Annotated in this window: 14 protein-coding genes and 1 pseudogene; 3 read left to right on the forward strand and 12 right to left on the reverse strand. The window is 37.0% G+C overall.

The window, feature by feature from the left end; all coding sequences use genetic code 11:
- Nucleotides 1-157: 157 nt before the first annotated feature.
- On the forward strand, nt 158-817 hold the full coding sequence (locus J576_RS10485) for an epoxyqueuosine reductase QueH (RefSeq protein WP_006580639.1): 660 nt from the start codon (nt 158-160) through the stop codon (nt 815-817).
- A gap of 315 nt (nt 818-1,132) precedes the next feature.
- Complete coding sequence (locus J576_RS10490) at nt 1,133-1,591, forward strand: GNAT family N-acetyltransferase (RefSeq protein WP_002048344.1); 459 nt, start codon at nt 1,133-1,135, stop codon at nt 1,589-1,591.
- Between the two features lie 66 nt (nt 1,592-1,657).
- Here the strand turns inward: J576_RS10490 and J576_RS10495 are convergent.
- The 3 genes and pseudogenes from J576_RS10495 to J576_RS10505 all read right to left on the reverse strand — a co-directional run bounded on the left by J576_RS10495 (nt 1,658) and on the right by J576_RS10505 (nt 4,609).
- Nucleotides 1,658-2,815 (reverse strand): annotated as a pseudogene (locus tag J576_RS10495) (winged helix-turn-helix domain-containing protein).
- A 130-nt stretch (nt 2,816-2,945) separates the two neighbouring features.
- Nucleotides 2,946-4,127 carry a cyanate transporter gene (locus tag J576_RS10500; protein WP_033855592.1) on the reverse strand — a complete coding sequence of 394 codons (1,182 nt, stop codon included), beginning with the start codon at nt 4,125-4,127 and terminating at the stop codon, nt 2,946-2,948.
- On the reverse strand, nt 4,127-4,609 hold the full coding sequence (locus tag J576_RS10505; RefSeq protein WP_002048325.1) for a nucleoside deaminase: 483 nt from the start codon (nt 4,607-4,609) through the stop codon (nt 4,127-4,129). The genes J576_RS10500 and J576_RS10505 overlap by 1 nt, the downstream gene beginning before the upstream one ends.
- Before the next feature lie 268 nt (nt 4,610-4,877).
- Here J576_RS10505 and J576_RS10510 point away from each other — a divergent pair, with 268 nt between their 5' ends.
- Nucleotides 4,878-5,729, forward strand: a complete 852-nt coding sequence (locus J576_RS10510) for a LysR family transcriptional regulator (RefSeq protein WP_002048373.1) — start codon at nt 4,878-4,880, stop codon at nt 5,727-5,729.
- A gap of 4 nt (nt 5,730-5,733) precedes the next feature.
- On the opposite strand, the gene J576_RS10515 is transcribed toward J576_RS10510, so the two are convergent.
- From J576_RS10515 to tagF, 9 genes are all read right to left on the reverse strand, one after another.
- Nucleotides 5,734-6,687 (reverse strand): M15 family metallopeptidase, encoded by a 954-nt coding sequence (locus J576_RS10515; protein WP_002048347.1) that lies wholly within the window; start codon nt 6,685-6,687, stop codon nt 5,734-5,736.
- A 7-nt stretch (nt 6,688-6,694) separates the two neighbouring features.
- Nucleotides 6,695-7,294: a hypothetical protein gene (locus tag J576_RS10520; protein WP_002048355.1), complete on the reverse strand. Its 600-nt coding sequence runs from the start codon at nt 7,292-7,294 to the stop codon at nt 6,695-6,697.
- 12 nt (nt 7,295-7,306) lie between these two features.
- Entirely contained in the window at nt 7,307-8,113 is an 807-nt protein-coding gene (gene icmH, locus J576_RS10525) for a type IVB secretion system protein IcmH/DotU (protein WP_002048400.1), read from the reverse strand.
- Nucleotides 8,114-8,130: 17 nt separating this feature from the next.
- The gene (gene tssK / locus J576_RS10530; RefSeq protein ID WP_004702450.1) at nt 8,131-9,495 is read right to left on the reverse strand and encodes a type VI secretion system baseplate subunit TssK; all 1,365 of its coding nucleotides are present in this window, start codon (nt 9,493-9,495) and stop codon (nt 8,131-8,133) included.
- A gap of 16 nt (nt 9,496-9,511) precedes the next feature.
- Nucleotides 9,512-10,606, reverse strand: a complete 1,095-nt coding sequence (gene tssA, locus J576_RS10535) for a type VI secretion system protein TssA (protein WP_002048331.1) — start codon at nt 10,604-10,606, stop codon at nt 9,512-9,514.
- A 21-nt stretch (nt 10,607-10,627) separates the two neighbouring features.
- Entirely contained in the window at nt 10,628-13,312 is a 2,685-nt protein-coding gene (tssH, locus tag J576_RS10540; RefSeq protein WP_081404068.1) for a type VI secretion system ATPase TssH, read from the reverse strand.
- A 217-nt stretch (nt 13,313-13,529) separates the two neighbouring features.
- Nucleotides 13,530-13,793: a PAAR domain-containing protein gene (locus J576_RS10545; protein WP_002048345.1), complete on the reverse strand. Its 264-nt coding sequence runs from the start codon at nt 13,791-13,793 to the stop codon at nt 13,530-13,532.
- Nucleotides 13,794-13,809: 16 nt separating this feature from the next.
- Nucleotides 13,810-14,577: an OmpA family protein gene (locus J576_RS10550; protein ID WP_002048340.1), complete on the reverse strand. Its 768-nt coding sequence runs from the start codon at nt 14,575-14,577 to the stop codon at nt 13,810-13,812.
- A 2-nt stretch (nt 14,578-14,579) separates the two neighbouring features.
- Nucleotides 14,580-15,539: a type VI secretion system-associated protein TagF gene (gene tagF / locus J576_RS10555; RefSeq protein WP_002048313.1), complete on the reverse strand. Its 960-nt coding sequence runs from the start codon at nt 15,537-15,539 to the stop codon at nt 14,580-14,582.
- Nucleotides 15,540-15,550: the final 11 nt, after the last annotated feature.

Below are 15,550 nucleotides of genomic sequence, written 5' to 3' on the forward strand. Positions count from 1 at the left end.
TATTATTATATAAAATAAAAAATAATTTAAATTATTTTTTTAAGAACTATATTAAAATCAACAATTAAATATTTTTCATCTTGAATTGAAAAAAATTCACTCCTATATTTATTTAAAAAACTTAGAATATATAGAAATATATCTTGATTTTTTCCTTATGACTACTCAGAGACAAAAACTTGAACTTCCTTTAGGACATAATAAATTATTACTTCATTCATGTTGTGCTCCCTGTTCTGGAGAAGTCATGGAAGCATTAATTGAGTCCAATATAGACTTTTCTATATTCTTTTATAATCCTAATATCCATCCAGTGAAAGAATATCTCATTCGTAAAGACGAAAATATTCGATTTGCAGAGAAACATAATATTCCGTTTATTGATGCAGATTATGACACAGACAATTGGTTTGCTCGTGCTAAAGGAATGGAAAACGAACCTGAACGTGGTATCCGATGTACCATGTGTTTTGATATGCGCTTTGAGCGTACTGCTTTATACGCTTATGAACATGGTTTTAGCTTAATCAGTAGTTCTTTAGGCATTTCAAGATGGAAAAATATGGCACAAATCAACGATTGCGGGATTCGCGCTGCTTCACACTATCCAGAAATCCAGTACTGGGACTACAACTGGCGAAAAAATGGTGGCTCTAGCCGTATGATTGAAATTAGTAAGCGTGAAGAATTCTATCAGCAAGAATATTGTGGTTGTGTCTATTCTTTACGTGATACAAATCGCTGGCGTATGAGTAATGGCCGAGATCGTATTAAACTTGGTGTTAAGTTTTATAGTAATGCTATGGAAGAAGATTAAAAATCTCTCTAGCTAATTAAAAATAAATAAGTTAATTATATTTATTTCATTTTCTAAATTTTTAAACTTAAATAAAAAGAGCCACATCTGGAGAATGTGGCTAAAAGGTGTACTTAGACGAGCTTTGATGTTTTTATAATAATTAAGTTAGCTTAAAATAATATTAATAAAATTTTTTTATTTTAAAAAGTCATAAAAATAAGCAATTTCTTTTCTCATTAGATTTATTGTGTTAGTTTTTAATACTTTAATGTTTCTATAAACTATTTATATCCAACATATAATTTCATCAATCAGTCAGAATGAAGTGTAATTATGATTCAAAATGAAATAATCAAAGTCTCGCCAGTTCAACAACAAGACTATACTCAATGGTTAGAATATTGGGTTGCCTATCAATATTTCTATCAGGTCAATTTACCCCTCCCTATCACAAAAATGACTTGGGATCGTTTTTTCGATGAAAAAGAACCCATTTATTGTGCTGTTGCCAAAAATAAACAAGGTATCTTAGGTTTTGTCACTTATATGTTTCATCGGTCTACTTGGGCAGAAAATAACTACTGTTATTTAGAAGATCTGTATGTATCACCTGAAGTTCGTGGACGACACATTGGTAAACAACTTATTGAGTATGTACAGAAGCAAGCCACCGAACATAACTGTGAACGTTTATATTGGCATACTCAAGAAAGCAATCAAAAAGCACAAAAACTCTACGACTGGATTGCACAAAAGCCCGGCATTATTCAATATCGTATGTCTTTAACCTAACAAGTAAAAACACCAAAAGCCTCAATTCTTTTGGTGTTTTATTTTTAAACCAAAAATAGTGTTTATTTAATTCTTGATACGAATAAGCTTACTTACTTTATCATTAACAGCTAAACACTGATTAAATGCTGCAAAACGTTTGAGTTCTTGCTCTAGCTCGAAAAAGAAATGCTCTTTATCTTTCACTGTTTTTTCTAAATGTAAGCTAATTACTTCTAACTCTTTCACACTCCGATGCGCTTTACAGTCAATTCGGCCTACCAACTCATCTTGATAGAGAATAGGTAAACAGAAATATCCAAATACCCGTTTGGCTGCTGGTACATAACATTCGATCCGATAATCAAACTCGAATAAAGAAGTTAAGCGATCACGATGAATAAGCGAGTTATCAAATGGTGAGAGTATTTTTAAACCAAATTCACTATCCACTTTTTGCTCTAATGCTGCTACATCTACATATAGGGTTTGACCGTCAGCAAGTTTAACCGCTGATAGAATACCAGCATCAACCTGTTCTTTGAGCACAGCACGCATAGCATCTTTTAAATCATTTTTCTTTAAATGAACTAATTGTTTCCATGTAAATGCCCCATGTGCTCGAAGCGTATTAGTAAATAATTATTGCGCATATTCGTAAAGCGTAGGCATTGTTAAATCAATATTTTCAGGCAAGCAACGCTCTGTCAAATCATAAACTTTTTCCATACCGTTACGCTCACAAATCATCAGATCGCCTTGCATATATAACTGCTCAAAAGCACGGCGTCCCGGACCTGTATTCCACCAATTCCCTAAACTTTTTTTATTTTTCTTGTCAATATCACGTAATCGAATTTTACCTTCAGCACGAACACGCGCCAATATTTCATTCATCAGGTGTTGATCACCTCTATTGAAATAACGGCTTTCCCCTTTCTTAACCGACATCATGGCAGGTAAAGCATAGCGATAATCTTTCATAGGAAGATAAGACGCCGCATGATACCAATATTCGAAAATCTGACGTTCGCGAACCAAACTATTTAAATGGCTTAACTCATAGTCATGCACTCGGTTCCATAATATATGGTGATGAGCACGCTCAACCACAGAGATGGTATCAATCTGCACATATCCTAAATGTTCAATCGCCTGTAAGGTTCCATCTACTCCTGTCGCAAATGGACTATTTTTTCCTAAGCCTTGTTTCAGTAAGGCAATTTTTTTCAAAGAAGATGTCATAAAAATCAAATATTATTGTATTCATTTCAAATCTAAAAATTTCAGAATCATCCTATCACTATTCTTTAATATTCTTTGCAACTAAATCGTATTTCTTTAGATATGTAATATTCTCTACTCACATAAAAATTTATAGGCGAATTTTGCGATAACTTTTAGGTGCTAGCCTTATCACTAAAACTATCACCAGTATCACACTACATATATGAAAAATCCATCCAGCTTTATAAGTCCCTGTAAAGTCGTGTAATGCTGCGACTAGCCAAGGTGGTATTGCTGCAAGTAAAAAACCACCCCCTTGCATAAGTGCAGATAAAGCTCCTGCATTGCTAGGTTCTTCAAAATGGTCAAGTGCAACAATAAGTGTTAGAGCAAAACAGCCTCCCAAGCCAATCCCTAAACAAATTGCCCATAAAATAGATGCAAACTCGGGCACAAATGCAAGTCCAGAAAAACCAGCAAATTGCATGAATAGAGTAAACCATAGCCATGGACGGCGATCTTTATATTGTCTAGCTAAAATAGGCAAAATCAGTGCCGATGCTGCTTGGCTTAAAGCAAGTAAAGCGAGCAATTTTCCACTTTGTCCACTACTCCAACCATGATCTTGAAAAGAAGGTGCTAACCAAGCAACAACCGAAGAATAACCACCATTAACAAGCCCAAAACACAGCATTAATAACCATGTTCTAGGTTTCTTAAACAATGTCTTGACAGGTGCTGGAGGTGCATTCGAACTTACGATAGAGGGTAAAAAAATAAATGTTGAGATTAATGCCAATACAGCTGGTAGAGCAAAGAAAGCCAATCCCACAGGCCATAAACCCGTTATATTTGAGACCACAGGCGCTAACCATGCGCCTAATGCACCGCCCCCCATAAGCATAGCTGAATAAAGTCCCATCATCGGACCAATATGTTGATTAAACTCTCTTTTGATAATGCCTGGAAAAGCTGCTTGTATCAGCGCGACGCCTAAACCGATCACGACCGCACTGATAATTAAACCCTCAGCTGTAGGAAATAAAAATCTAAGGCCACATCCAATACAAATAGTCAGTAAAGCACCCAAAACAACTCTGCGCTCGCCAACTATGCTTTGTACGATTGGACCAATAAATGCAATGACCCCCATTAACATCATCGGCAATAAAGTGAGTAAAGCTATTCCTTGTAGACTCAACCCAGTGCCTGCTCGGATACTGGAGACTAATGGACCAATGCTTGTCATAAAAGGTCTTAAATTGAGTCCAACCAAGGCGACTGTAACGATAAGCATGGATCGAGCAAAAGAAGCTCCAGACTGATTCATTACTTTAGGCCTGACTGATTGCTTTGATAATTCTTCCACAGTACGTAAAGATCGGTACGGCCTTCAAATCGAACAGGTACATATTCAATTTTCATAGACTGCTCAGCAAAGGGTTTTGCAAGATCAGCATATATTTCAGCTGTAGATAAACCAAAAGGTTTTCCGTCTTCATTAGAATAAGCATAATGAACTTTTTTTATACCTGCTAAACGCATTGCAGCCATACACATAGGACATGGATGCCCACTTGCAAACACAGAACAAGCTTCTAAATTTGCAGTTCCTAGAACTTGGCTAGCTGCACGAATTGCAAGTAATTCAGCATGAGCCGTCGGGTCATTGGTTGTTAAAATCTGATTTACGCCCGAAGCAATTACTTTCCCATCTTTTACAATTACTGCTCCAAATGGTCTGCCGCCTTTTTCAATATTGTGATAAGCAAGTTCTAACGCTTGGCGTAAAAACATTTGATTTTCTTTCATCATTTATCCTCAACCAACTTTGCGCCGACTAAAAGAAGTAACTTTCAATTTCACGGTATTCACTTGAATGTACATGCTGTAGCAACGATCCAATTATCTAGATAAGAAACTTAGGTATGAAAAACTCTAAGTAAACTTTAAGAGCAGAACAATTTGGAACTAGAATAAATGTGCTTAAAAGTATTTGGAAATTAAATTATTTAATCGATTGTATTAAGATTATAAATACTTATTTATTGTGCTTTTTGTATTGTTAGTGATAATTCTTATGTTTGACCCTCGTCTTCTTCGTGCATTTGTGACTATTTTTGAAAGTGGCAGTTTTACCGCCGCTGCTGATAAGTTACATCTGACACAATCAACGATTAGTCAGCAGTTGGCACGTCTTGAAGAATCCGTTGGTCATACTCTCATTGATCGCACATCACGCCCTTTACAATTGACTGCCTCAGGTGAATATTTAATTGGTTATGCTCAAAGGATTTTGATACTTCAACAAGAAGCAGAAGCTGTTTTAAAAGATCCAGCAGGTAGTATTCCTATTCGGATTGGCTTACCAGAAGATATGATGAGTACTGCTATGGCAGAAGTTTTCGGCATATTCGCACAAGCCCATCGGTCTATTCGCTTAGATGTTACTTGTGGCCTAAGCCGTAACCTAACAGAGCGTTACCGAAATGGTGAACTGGATATTGTTATTGTGAAAGAGCCTGCTGCGAGTGCTGATTGCTATGCATCTTTACCTGAAGAAATGGCTTGGTTTGAAAGTGAAAATACGATTACCCCCATAACCGATCCTATTGGTTTAGTAACTTTTCCCCAAGGTGGACTTTATCGAGACGAAATGTTTGAAACCTTAGAGCGAGAACGGAAACGTTGGTATATTGCTTTTACAGGCAGTAGTTTAGAAAGTGTTTTAGTCAGTGTCGAAACAGGTTTGGGAATATCTTTACTTCCTGTAAGTACCACTAAAGGTCGTCGTGTACGTAAATATAGGTCGTTAGGTGAAGCTTCACCTATGGTAGTTTCAATTTACATATGGGAAAAAGCTGGGTTGATTTCCCAGCTTGCTGATAAGATGACTACTGTATTGCACGATCGTTTCGAATCGCTCTCTTAAGCTTTTAACTTATTTCATTTAAGCTTTCAGCAATCAATTTTTCCGCCATTTCTTGAGTTTTCTTCAAACCAGGCATTCTATACTCGGTATGACCATAGTCTTGTATAGATTTCCAGCGTCCCCCCCATGTCAGTCCAACGGACTCTGCAACTTGCCCATACAGTCGATACCCCTGCATAGCCCATGGATCACGTTCAGAAATAACCACTTTACCATTTCGTTTAAATGCTACATCTGCTGCTAAACCAAATTGATGGTAGCTCTGATAACCTTTTGCCTTGGTTGTATTCGGGTTGCCTGCCAACATATTTTGGCGCCCTGGACTGCGATAACCTTCAAGCAAGACTAACTCATAACCATATTGCTCTTTCATAATTTTAAAGACCATAAGCAAACGCTGCTTATAGCGTGGGTTCATTTTGTCCCACTTACGATTGACCATATTGGTATCTAAAATTGCACGACCATCGAAACTTGCTTTATCAATAGGTGAAGAATTAATTGCACCACTGTCTTGAGAAGCATATTGTTGTTCTAATTGAGTCGCTTCAACAATTGCCGCTTCAATCAGACCTTCATCTACTTCAGGTGGTGGTGATAAGATTTCTCCATTTAATAATGCGTAAATTTGCGGATCAGTTTTTTTTAAGTATTCGGCTTCAATCCGAGTTGAACTAATCGGACGAGTAAAGGCAAAAACTAAAATGCTGGCAAATAAAAAAAATCCTGCAATTACAATCCACCATTGTTGCAAATGCCAATGAGATTGTAATTTTTCAGGTGCAGCTGCCTGATTCATGGTCTGGGCAAATTGCCTGACCTGATTTAGTTGCCGACGTCCCTGAGGTAATAACGATAAAACAAATGTTCTACCTTTACTTCTGAGTTCGTAAGACATTAAAAATGCCAGCCCTATAGCAAGGCAGGCAAAACAAAAGAAAATTAGAAAAATCATCATGAATTTACTAATTCACCGCAAATGGACTGCGAGTCACTTTGATATCAACCGATGCTTTCGGTGTTTCCGCCTCAGCCTCTGGCTCAACTGGAACTTTCTTAGCTTCAGCAGGTTTAGCTTGAACTACCTTAGGTTGAGCGATAGGTTTTTGCTGAGCTGGTTGTATTGGTTGAGTGGGTTTAGCCACAACTTGTTGCTTAGGTGCTACCCGTTCACCTGTTAACTGTGCATCAAAAGGTGAAACACGTTGCTGAGTTGGAGCCGCATTTTTATGAGGAGCAGGTTTAAAAATACCGCTCAGTTCATTTTCTTTAGGTTGCTCAAAACCATCATGGCTCATTGGATCAGCTTGCTCTTGCTGATCAACTGTAACTTGTCCATGCGTAGAAGAATTCGTCATCAATACTGGATCACGTTCCTGATCTTGATTTGACTTACTCTCAACAGTGGTAGGATCTGACGAATACGGTTGAGACAAGAACAGGAACAGTGAGATGCTTACAAACACCCCGGCAATAATACCAATGATGATATAGATTACTGGTGATCTCGACTTTTTTTTATTCGATTGCAAAACTCGAATAGAAGTTGGTTTTTCCTGAGCCATTTCGTTCCATCATCAAGGTAAATAAATTGTAATATGTGCCTGCTCTTGTGGGGCAGAAATCACATTTTGATAAGTAGATAATGCTTTATCATTTTGATTGTTCAACATAAATCTTAGACCCGCGAAGGTAAGCAATGCAAAAATCAATAAGAAAATCAAAATCCAGAAAAAAGGTAATTCGCGATGAATAATATTTCGTATCTGATCGGGAATTGCCGAGAACGGCGAAAAAGCAACTTTTTTACCTTTTAAATAATCAATTTCGTCACCTACTCGCGCAACCAAATGATTTAAGCTTTCGATAGACTCAATTCGATATTTACCCTGAAAACCTAATAATAGACAGTAATGGAATACTTCAAGAGCAGCTAAACGATCTTTTCCACGGCTTCTCAGCTGTTCTAATATTTCGAAGAACTGATAACCCGCCAATTGAGAACCAAATAAGCTCAATTGCAACGGACTAATCAACCAAGCATTTTGCAAATTAAAATAGCTTGGGTCTTGTTGGGTCACGATTGTTTCATCAATCAATGCACAAAATGCATATTTAGCATCATGAATATCATCTGCTGAAAACTGCAACTTTTTAGCTTGTTGTTCAAATCGATTAAGCAAATCTAAAATCTTTTCACGAAACCGCTGCGCGTCAGCTGGCACATACTGATTTCGAATCAAAAAGATTAAATAAAAACCATCGTGCAATAAATCGATCAGATTAATCGCCTGTAGTTTTGCTTGGGACTGGCTATTATTATTTCCCCCTGTCCCGATTTGCCCGTCATCAAATAAAGAAGGAGCACCTGTAGATTGTGACATTTTTCTCTCCTTTATCTTTAAGCGTTCATGACCGCAATCAGCTCAATACTGATATCTTGGAAGCCCGCTGGAACGTAAATACAAATCGTTTCTGAATCCAACATGCGCTGATAGAGTTCATGATGCGGTTCGATTTCGAAATAGCTCACACCAGAACGCACTGGAATAGCCGTTGGAACTTGAATTAAGTGGTGTAATGGAATGGCTGGCAATGCTGCAACAACACGCTGCTCAACATCCAGCGTACTACCGATTTTAAATCGTAGAGGTACAATCTGAATCAACTCGTGAGTCTGCATTGCACTGCTAGATACGGCTATGTAAAGTCTAGTGTCACGAGTAATCTTATCTGTCTCGAGGCTTCCCACCCAATATGAAGGACGAATTTCTTTAAGGGCAATACTGATGTAGCGACTAGAAATAATGGTATCTAATAAATCACGCAAAATGGTGTCGAGCTGGGTAAAGCTCTCTTGCAAATTGTGATGTTTATAGGCCGGTAACTGATCAACTTCATAAGCTGTCGAAAAAGTTAATAATGAGCCCGCCAAACGCAATAGTTCAAAAAACAATCGTTCCGGATGAATTTGTGGATATTGCAGGAAATGATTCAGACCAGCATGTGCAGTGTTTAAAGCATTGACTAACCAAAACGAAACGATATCACCTGAACGGAATTCAATTAATTTCTGTTCATTTTCACGGTTGTTGGTTTGAATGGTTTTAATTTTTGCCTTAATAACATTCAATGTTCTTTTTAAATTCGAAACCAATGTCTCAGATGCATCGACATGCAAAATAGGTGGAATAAATTTACGATCAATTTCAAAAGCACCTGAACTCTGGCGTTTGATTTTACCAATTGGCAAATAAAGAAAACCATCCAGATTATGATCAGGATTACTGTTTGCATCTAATAATTTAAACACAGCTCGACGACGCAATAAGCTGATATCAGCTTCTGTCGCATTTGTGAACAGATCGTGGGTCTCAACCAAATGTGATTGATAACGCCCCTTCTGTGATTGATTCTGATCAATTAAATTCTGTTTATTGGCTTGTAATAATGGTAATGCCAAATAGATGACCATTTCACCACGTAAATTAAGCTCATCAAGCAGAATTGGTTCAGGTAATAAATCGTAAGCCGGTGCCTGATATATTTCACCGTCTTGCCAAATCATTTCTACCGATTCAAGCGCAAGAATATGTGTACTAAGCTGTGCTTCATCAAAACTTAATTTTTGAACACCATATGAAAACGGCACAACGGCACGAACAGTGTGATTTAAGCGTTGTTCATGATAGGTATCTTGAATTTGGAAATGTTGAGGTCTTAAAAATAAACCTTCGCCCCACAGGACTTTTTCAGCTTTAAACATATGTCTTTACCAATCTTTATTCATATTCATTTTTAGGCTGCACACCTAACATTTCCTGAACCATTTGTAATGGGTTTTCATCTTTAATGACTTGTGCCAACCATTCATGTAATGGCATTTGACTCCATTTAATGGTCTTTTGAAGCATATAACTCACAGGACTATGTGGCTCGTTGGCCTGAAAATAATCGGCTATTTCTTGTAGCACTTTCATTGCTTGCTCACGGTTAGCCAAGTGAGTTTGTGCTTGAGGCTGAAACATAGGCTGTTCTGATACGATTTGTACAGGCACTTGATTTTCCATAGATGGAGTCGTAATAACAGCGGCCTGTTCTTGGGTTTGGGCAAGCCCACTACCAAAAGCCTCTGCTTTATAAATCTTGCGTAAGGTGCTGTGAATGGTTTCAAATGCAGAATCAATTGCAGCAAAACTTGGTGCATCTAATCCCATTAAGTGATCAAGCGTCTGTTTTAAAACATTCCACTCCGTTAGAACCGAAGTAAACTCTTGATAATTTGAATATTGAAAGGTTTTAGACGTATTAAAAATCGCTTGATCAAATTGTTCCAATTCAGATGGACCTGATTGGCTGTCGTACTCTTCTGTTTGCTTACGACGAATGTTTTCGTGGTATAGAAAATTATCGTAATCAAGTAAGTTGTAATAAGGAGCTGTGTTAGTTAAAGATACTTTCTTCAACAAACCAGGCAACTGATTAATTAAACCTTGTAATAAACCAATACGTTGGTCTAAATCATCATCTTCAATAATCGGATGAATATCCTGCCAATATTGGTTCAGCATGGTATGGGTTAAAGTTAAACCCTTTACCATACCCTCAAAGCCATTTAGATGAGTCCAGGCTTCTATTAACCATGTTAATAGGCGGATATCTTTGGTTTTTTCTGTGAGCAAATTACTGACGCTCTTTGCGACAAAATCCCAATCTGCCTGTTTCCGCTCAGCAACCCAATCCCCCTGATCTAATAATAGATCATCCTCAGTTCTCGCTTTCTTTATTTCGTGAAATTCATTAGAAAATGAATAATCCTCTCCACAAAGTAAGCTGTCATTAATGGGTTTAAGTAGTTCAGAAATATCAATACTCATCTAATTTTAGCTCTATTAATTTTAAACTTCTGATTTCAACTTTTTACTAGTCCGTTTTTTAGCAGGCTTCGCCACAGGATCTAGTAAATATTGAATTTCATCATCTTTGGCATCAATCATGATTACTTTCGGCAATTTTTGATCTGCTAACGCCACTAAAATCTCAGTTGCCAAAGCAGGTAAAACTGTCGAATTTAAGATGTTATCGACATTACGGGCGCCACTATCCACTTCAGTACAACGGCTAAGTAGTAACTCGACTAAATCCTCTGAATATTGGACTGCTGTTCCATATTGTTTTTCGATTCGAGCGGTAATTTTGCCCAACTTGTGTTTAATAATTCGAACCAATAAATCGTCATGCAACGGAAAATATGGCACAACTCTCATACGTCCTAAAAAGGCTGGTTTAAATTGTTTATATAAACTTGGTTTTAAATGCTCAATTAACTCTTCTGCTGTAGGCCACTCTTCAACAGGCTGATTTAAACACGCCTGCATAATTGCACTAGAACCTGCATTTGAAGTTAATAAAATTGTCGTGTTTTTAAAATCAATAACGCGACCTTCACCATCTTCTAAAGTACCTTTATCAAATACTTGGTAGAACAGCTCTTGCACATCGCTATGTGCTTTTTCAATTTCGTCGAGTAGTACAACACTATAAGGATTACGGCGTACTGCTTCGGTTAACACACCGCCTTGACCATAGCCCACATATCCTGGAGGTGCACCTTTAAGTGAAGATACCGTATGCGCTTCTTGATATTCAGACATATTAATCGTGATTAAATGCTGCTCACCACCATACAGCTCATTTGCTAAGGTAATTGCGGTTTCAGTCTTACCCACCCCGCTAGGGCCAACTAAAAGGAATACACCTTGAGGTTTATTTGGATCTTCTAATTTAGCCTTTGATGTTTTAATACCTTGAACCAATTGTGTAAGTGCATAATCTTGGCCCATTACACGCTCGCCCAATTTATCTTCAAGCGTTAAGATTTGCTTAATTTCATCATTTACCATTTTCCCAACAGGAATACCGGTCCAATCAGAAATAATTTCATTAATAATTTGAGAATTTACACGCTCAAAAACTAATGGCTGTTGACCTTGAATATCAGCAAGATCTTTGCGCATTAAATTAATCTGATCATAGGCTTCAGACTCATTAGAATGGCTCTGCGCTTCTAATTCCTGAATTTTACGAACTAGCTCTAATTCTTTTTGCCATTGTTCCTGAGTTTCTTGAATCTCGTTTTGTAAAGACTCTAAATGATTCTTCAGATTCTCTAATCGTTCATGGTGTATTGGAATCTGACGATGTTCATTTTCCAAAATCTGTTGCTCAAGCTTTAAGTTATGTTCTTGTGCCTTCAATTGATCAAGTTTGACTGGCTGTGCATTTTGGGTCAACGCTACACGTGCTGCCGCAGTATCAAGAACACTTACTGCTTTATCCGGGAGTTGACGACCACTAATATAGCGATGAGAAGCATGTACAGCTGTGATAATTGCTTCATCATCAATTTGTAAATTAAAGTGCTTTTGCATTACTGGAATCATTGCACGTAGCATATCAACAGCAACTTCTTCGGTCGGCTCTTCAACCTTTACGACCTGAAAACGGCGGCTTAAGGCAGCATCTTTTTCAAAATATTGTTTATATTCAGCCCATGTTGTTGCAGCAATCGTTCGTAGCTCACCACGTGCAAGAGCAGGTTTTAAAAGGTTAGCAGCATCGTTTTGCCCTGCTTGGCCACCTGCACCAATAAGCGTATGTGCTTTATCAATAAATAAAATAATAGGATGAGCCGAAGCCTGAACTTCCTGAATCACTTGTTTTAAACGGTTTTCAAACTCACCTTTAACACTTGCACCTGCTTGTAAAAGGCCCATATCTAAAACATGCAAATGTACATTTTTTAAAGCCTCAGGAACTAAACCTTGAGCAATTTTTAAAGCTAGCCCTTCAACTACAGCTGTTTTACCTACACCAGGTTCGCCAGTTAAAATCGGGTTATTTTGGCGTCTGCGCATTAAAATATCGAGCATTAAACGAATTTCAAATTCACGCCCAATAACTGGATCAATTCCACCATTCTTCGCTTTTTCAGTTAAATTAATCGTATATTGATCTAAAGCTGGTGTTTTTTGAGTTTTTACATTTGGAGTAGCAACTTGTTCTAGCTCAGCTTCTTCTTGTGAAGAAGTTTTAGGTTCTTCTTGTTGTTCTACACTCTTTTCACAAATCTCAAGAAATTTATGCTTCATTGAGTCTATCGGTAAAAGATCAAATAAACTCGAAGCTCTTGTTGCAATTTGATATAAATCTGGCGCAGTTAATAATGCAACTAATAAATGACCACTACGAATGACAGGTTTTTGTTCTGCCGAAGCCAATAACCAAGCTTGCTCAAATAAACGAACAATGGATTTAGCAAAAATTGGAGTACGTGTATTACCTTTTGGTAATTGAGAGATTGTCTCTTTTAAATCATCTGCCAAAGCGTCAGCTGAGATTTTATATTTTTTTAATAAAATTTTTAAATCATTTTCTAAAGACTGATTAAGTAGCTCTAAAAATAAATGTTCAATTTCAATTTCGTAGTTTTGCTGAAGAACACAAGCATTAGCCGATTTTTCTAAAGCAGTGCGCGCAACTGTAGAAAGTTTTGTAATTAAAATTTTTAAACTACTCATCATTACTCTCAATATTTTTAAATAATTTAATACTTAAAATCATAATGCCCGTATATTACCAAAATTTAGCTTTATCCGACAAACAACCTAGCATCATAATCATTAATATGATTTGTTCGATTTCTTATCTCAATATAAAAAATCTAATATCATTAAGAACATTTAATTAGTAGATATATCTTTTCAAGTTAATAGTTTAAGTGAAAAGATATATCCTCTGCTATCCTTGATTAACCAAACTTTGTTTCGGTAATAATTTACAACCACAAGATAATGAATCATTTACTCTTGCTGCTGATTTTCCCATGACTTGCATATTTGGATCTCCAGAAACAATCGTAGAAACCGTTTTATGAGCCGGACAAGTTGCTTTGTCACCTACACACGCAATTGCAATTCCATCTATTAAAAATGCACTATTACCAGAAATGACTTGCCCTCCACCTGTCGTTGGGCAACCAATCGTAATATAAGGGCTAGCCATATTCTTCTCCTTATGTTTATAAAACGGTGAACTCAATTCGACGGTTTTTCTTTCTGCCTTCTGGAGACGTATTATCTGCTACAGGTTTAGTCGAACCTAGTCCTTCTGCAGACAAATGATCAGCAGGAATGTTCTTACTCACCAAATAATTTTTAACTGCTAATGCACGGTCTTGACTGAGTTTTAAGTTTTTAGTCGCATCTCCAGAACTATCAGTATGTCCTACAATTTTGACTTTTTTACCGCCAACTTTATTTAAAGCAACCGCCATTTCATCAAGAATTTTTTGGCCAGCATCTGTGAGCACTGCACTACCAGATTCAAATTCAATAATTCGATTTTTTAAAGCATCATCAATGACTTTCTGCTCAGCCTGATTTACAGAAAGCTGTGAAAATAATTGATATGGTGGCTGTACTAAACCCTGAAATATCTGAATAGTTGGTTGTATTTCTGTAGGATTTAGCATTTTTCCAGTCAGTTCAAATCGCGTGCCGTTAACACTTAACTTGCCCTGAGAAACTTTTTTAAGATCTGGTGTAATCACTCTTGTTACAGAGTCACTCCAGCCATTTGGAGCTGCTACTGGTCGAACTTGTATCTTATCTACCACTTGGTCTGCACCATAAACAGACTGCATTTTCATTAAAATAGCCTGTTTACTTGCTTCGTTTGGCACGACACCTTCAACAACGATTGGCTGTGCTAAAGCATAATTGGCAATCGCATAGATACAACAGCCTTTTATTAATTGTGAAAGTTTAATTTGATATTTTTGATTCATTGTTATTCACCCAAAAAAGTCTGTCTAAATAGTTTTAAACCTTGATTTAAACTTAATTGGCGTTGGCATAAAGATTGTTCTAGCGTAGCTAAACCAGCATTTTGTTCCAAATAAGTATCAATCCATTGAGCTTCTATTAAAGAAACCCAATGTTTACTATCCATATTCTGAGTAAAAATATCGCTAAGAGCTAAAATATCCGCCCCCTGAAAACCAAAGAATAATACTGGCTGCTCTCGATGTAACAATCCAATCAAGACTTCAGTATTATGGTGTTTTAAAAAACGACAAATGATACTGACCCAGAATGCTGCTATTTCATAACAATAACCAGGATTATTAATCGGCAAAATTAGCACTTTATTTAAGCGACTGGTTCCATTTTGTAAAATTGGCTGCAGTAATAATCCTAGCCCAATCATACTTTGAGCTAATTCATAAATACTTAGCTTCATTAACTGAGCAAACGAATGCATTGTATGGTTTTCATAAAAACCGACACATTCACGTTCAGATAAAACTTGAATTTGATTTGGTAAATGATTGAGCTTACCAAATAATAAATCAGAATCTTTAATACCTCTTACAGCACGATTATTTTGAAATAAATCAACTAATACATGCTTATAACTATAAGGCGCATATAATAAATTTTCGTAAGGTAAATCAATCTCAAGTAAATGACTGAGTACCATTGGAAAAGCTCGGCCTGAACTGTCTTCGCTCGCCAGTAAATTTGCAGCTAAAAACATATTCTCTTGTGGATTTGCAATAAAGAAGTCCAATGGAGGCAACGTACCATATGCCTCTTTGAACGTAGTGGATTGCATTGCATACTCCAGCGCTTCTGTAATCCACTGGTCAAGCACCTGTATTAAGGCATATTGACCCTTTGTTTTTAAGAAATCACCGCGTGCCGGACTCTTCCCATAATACAGAGGAGTTGTTTTTAATGTATGCATTAGACCTCCTC

It is taken from the genome of Acinetobacter sp. 766875, from assembly GCF_000582055.1.
Taxonomy (GTDB): domain Bacteria; phylum Pseudomonadota; class Gammaproteobacteria; order Pseudomonadales; family Moraxellaceae; genus Acinetobacter; species Acinetobacter nosocomialis.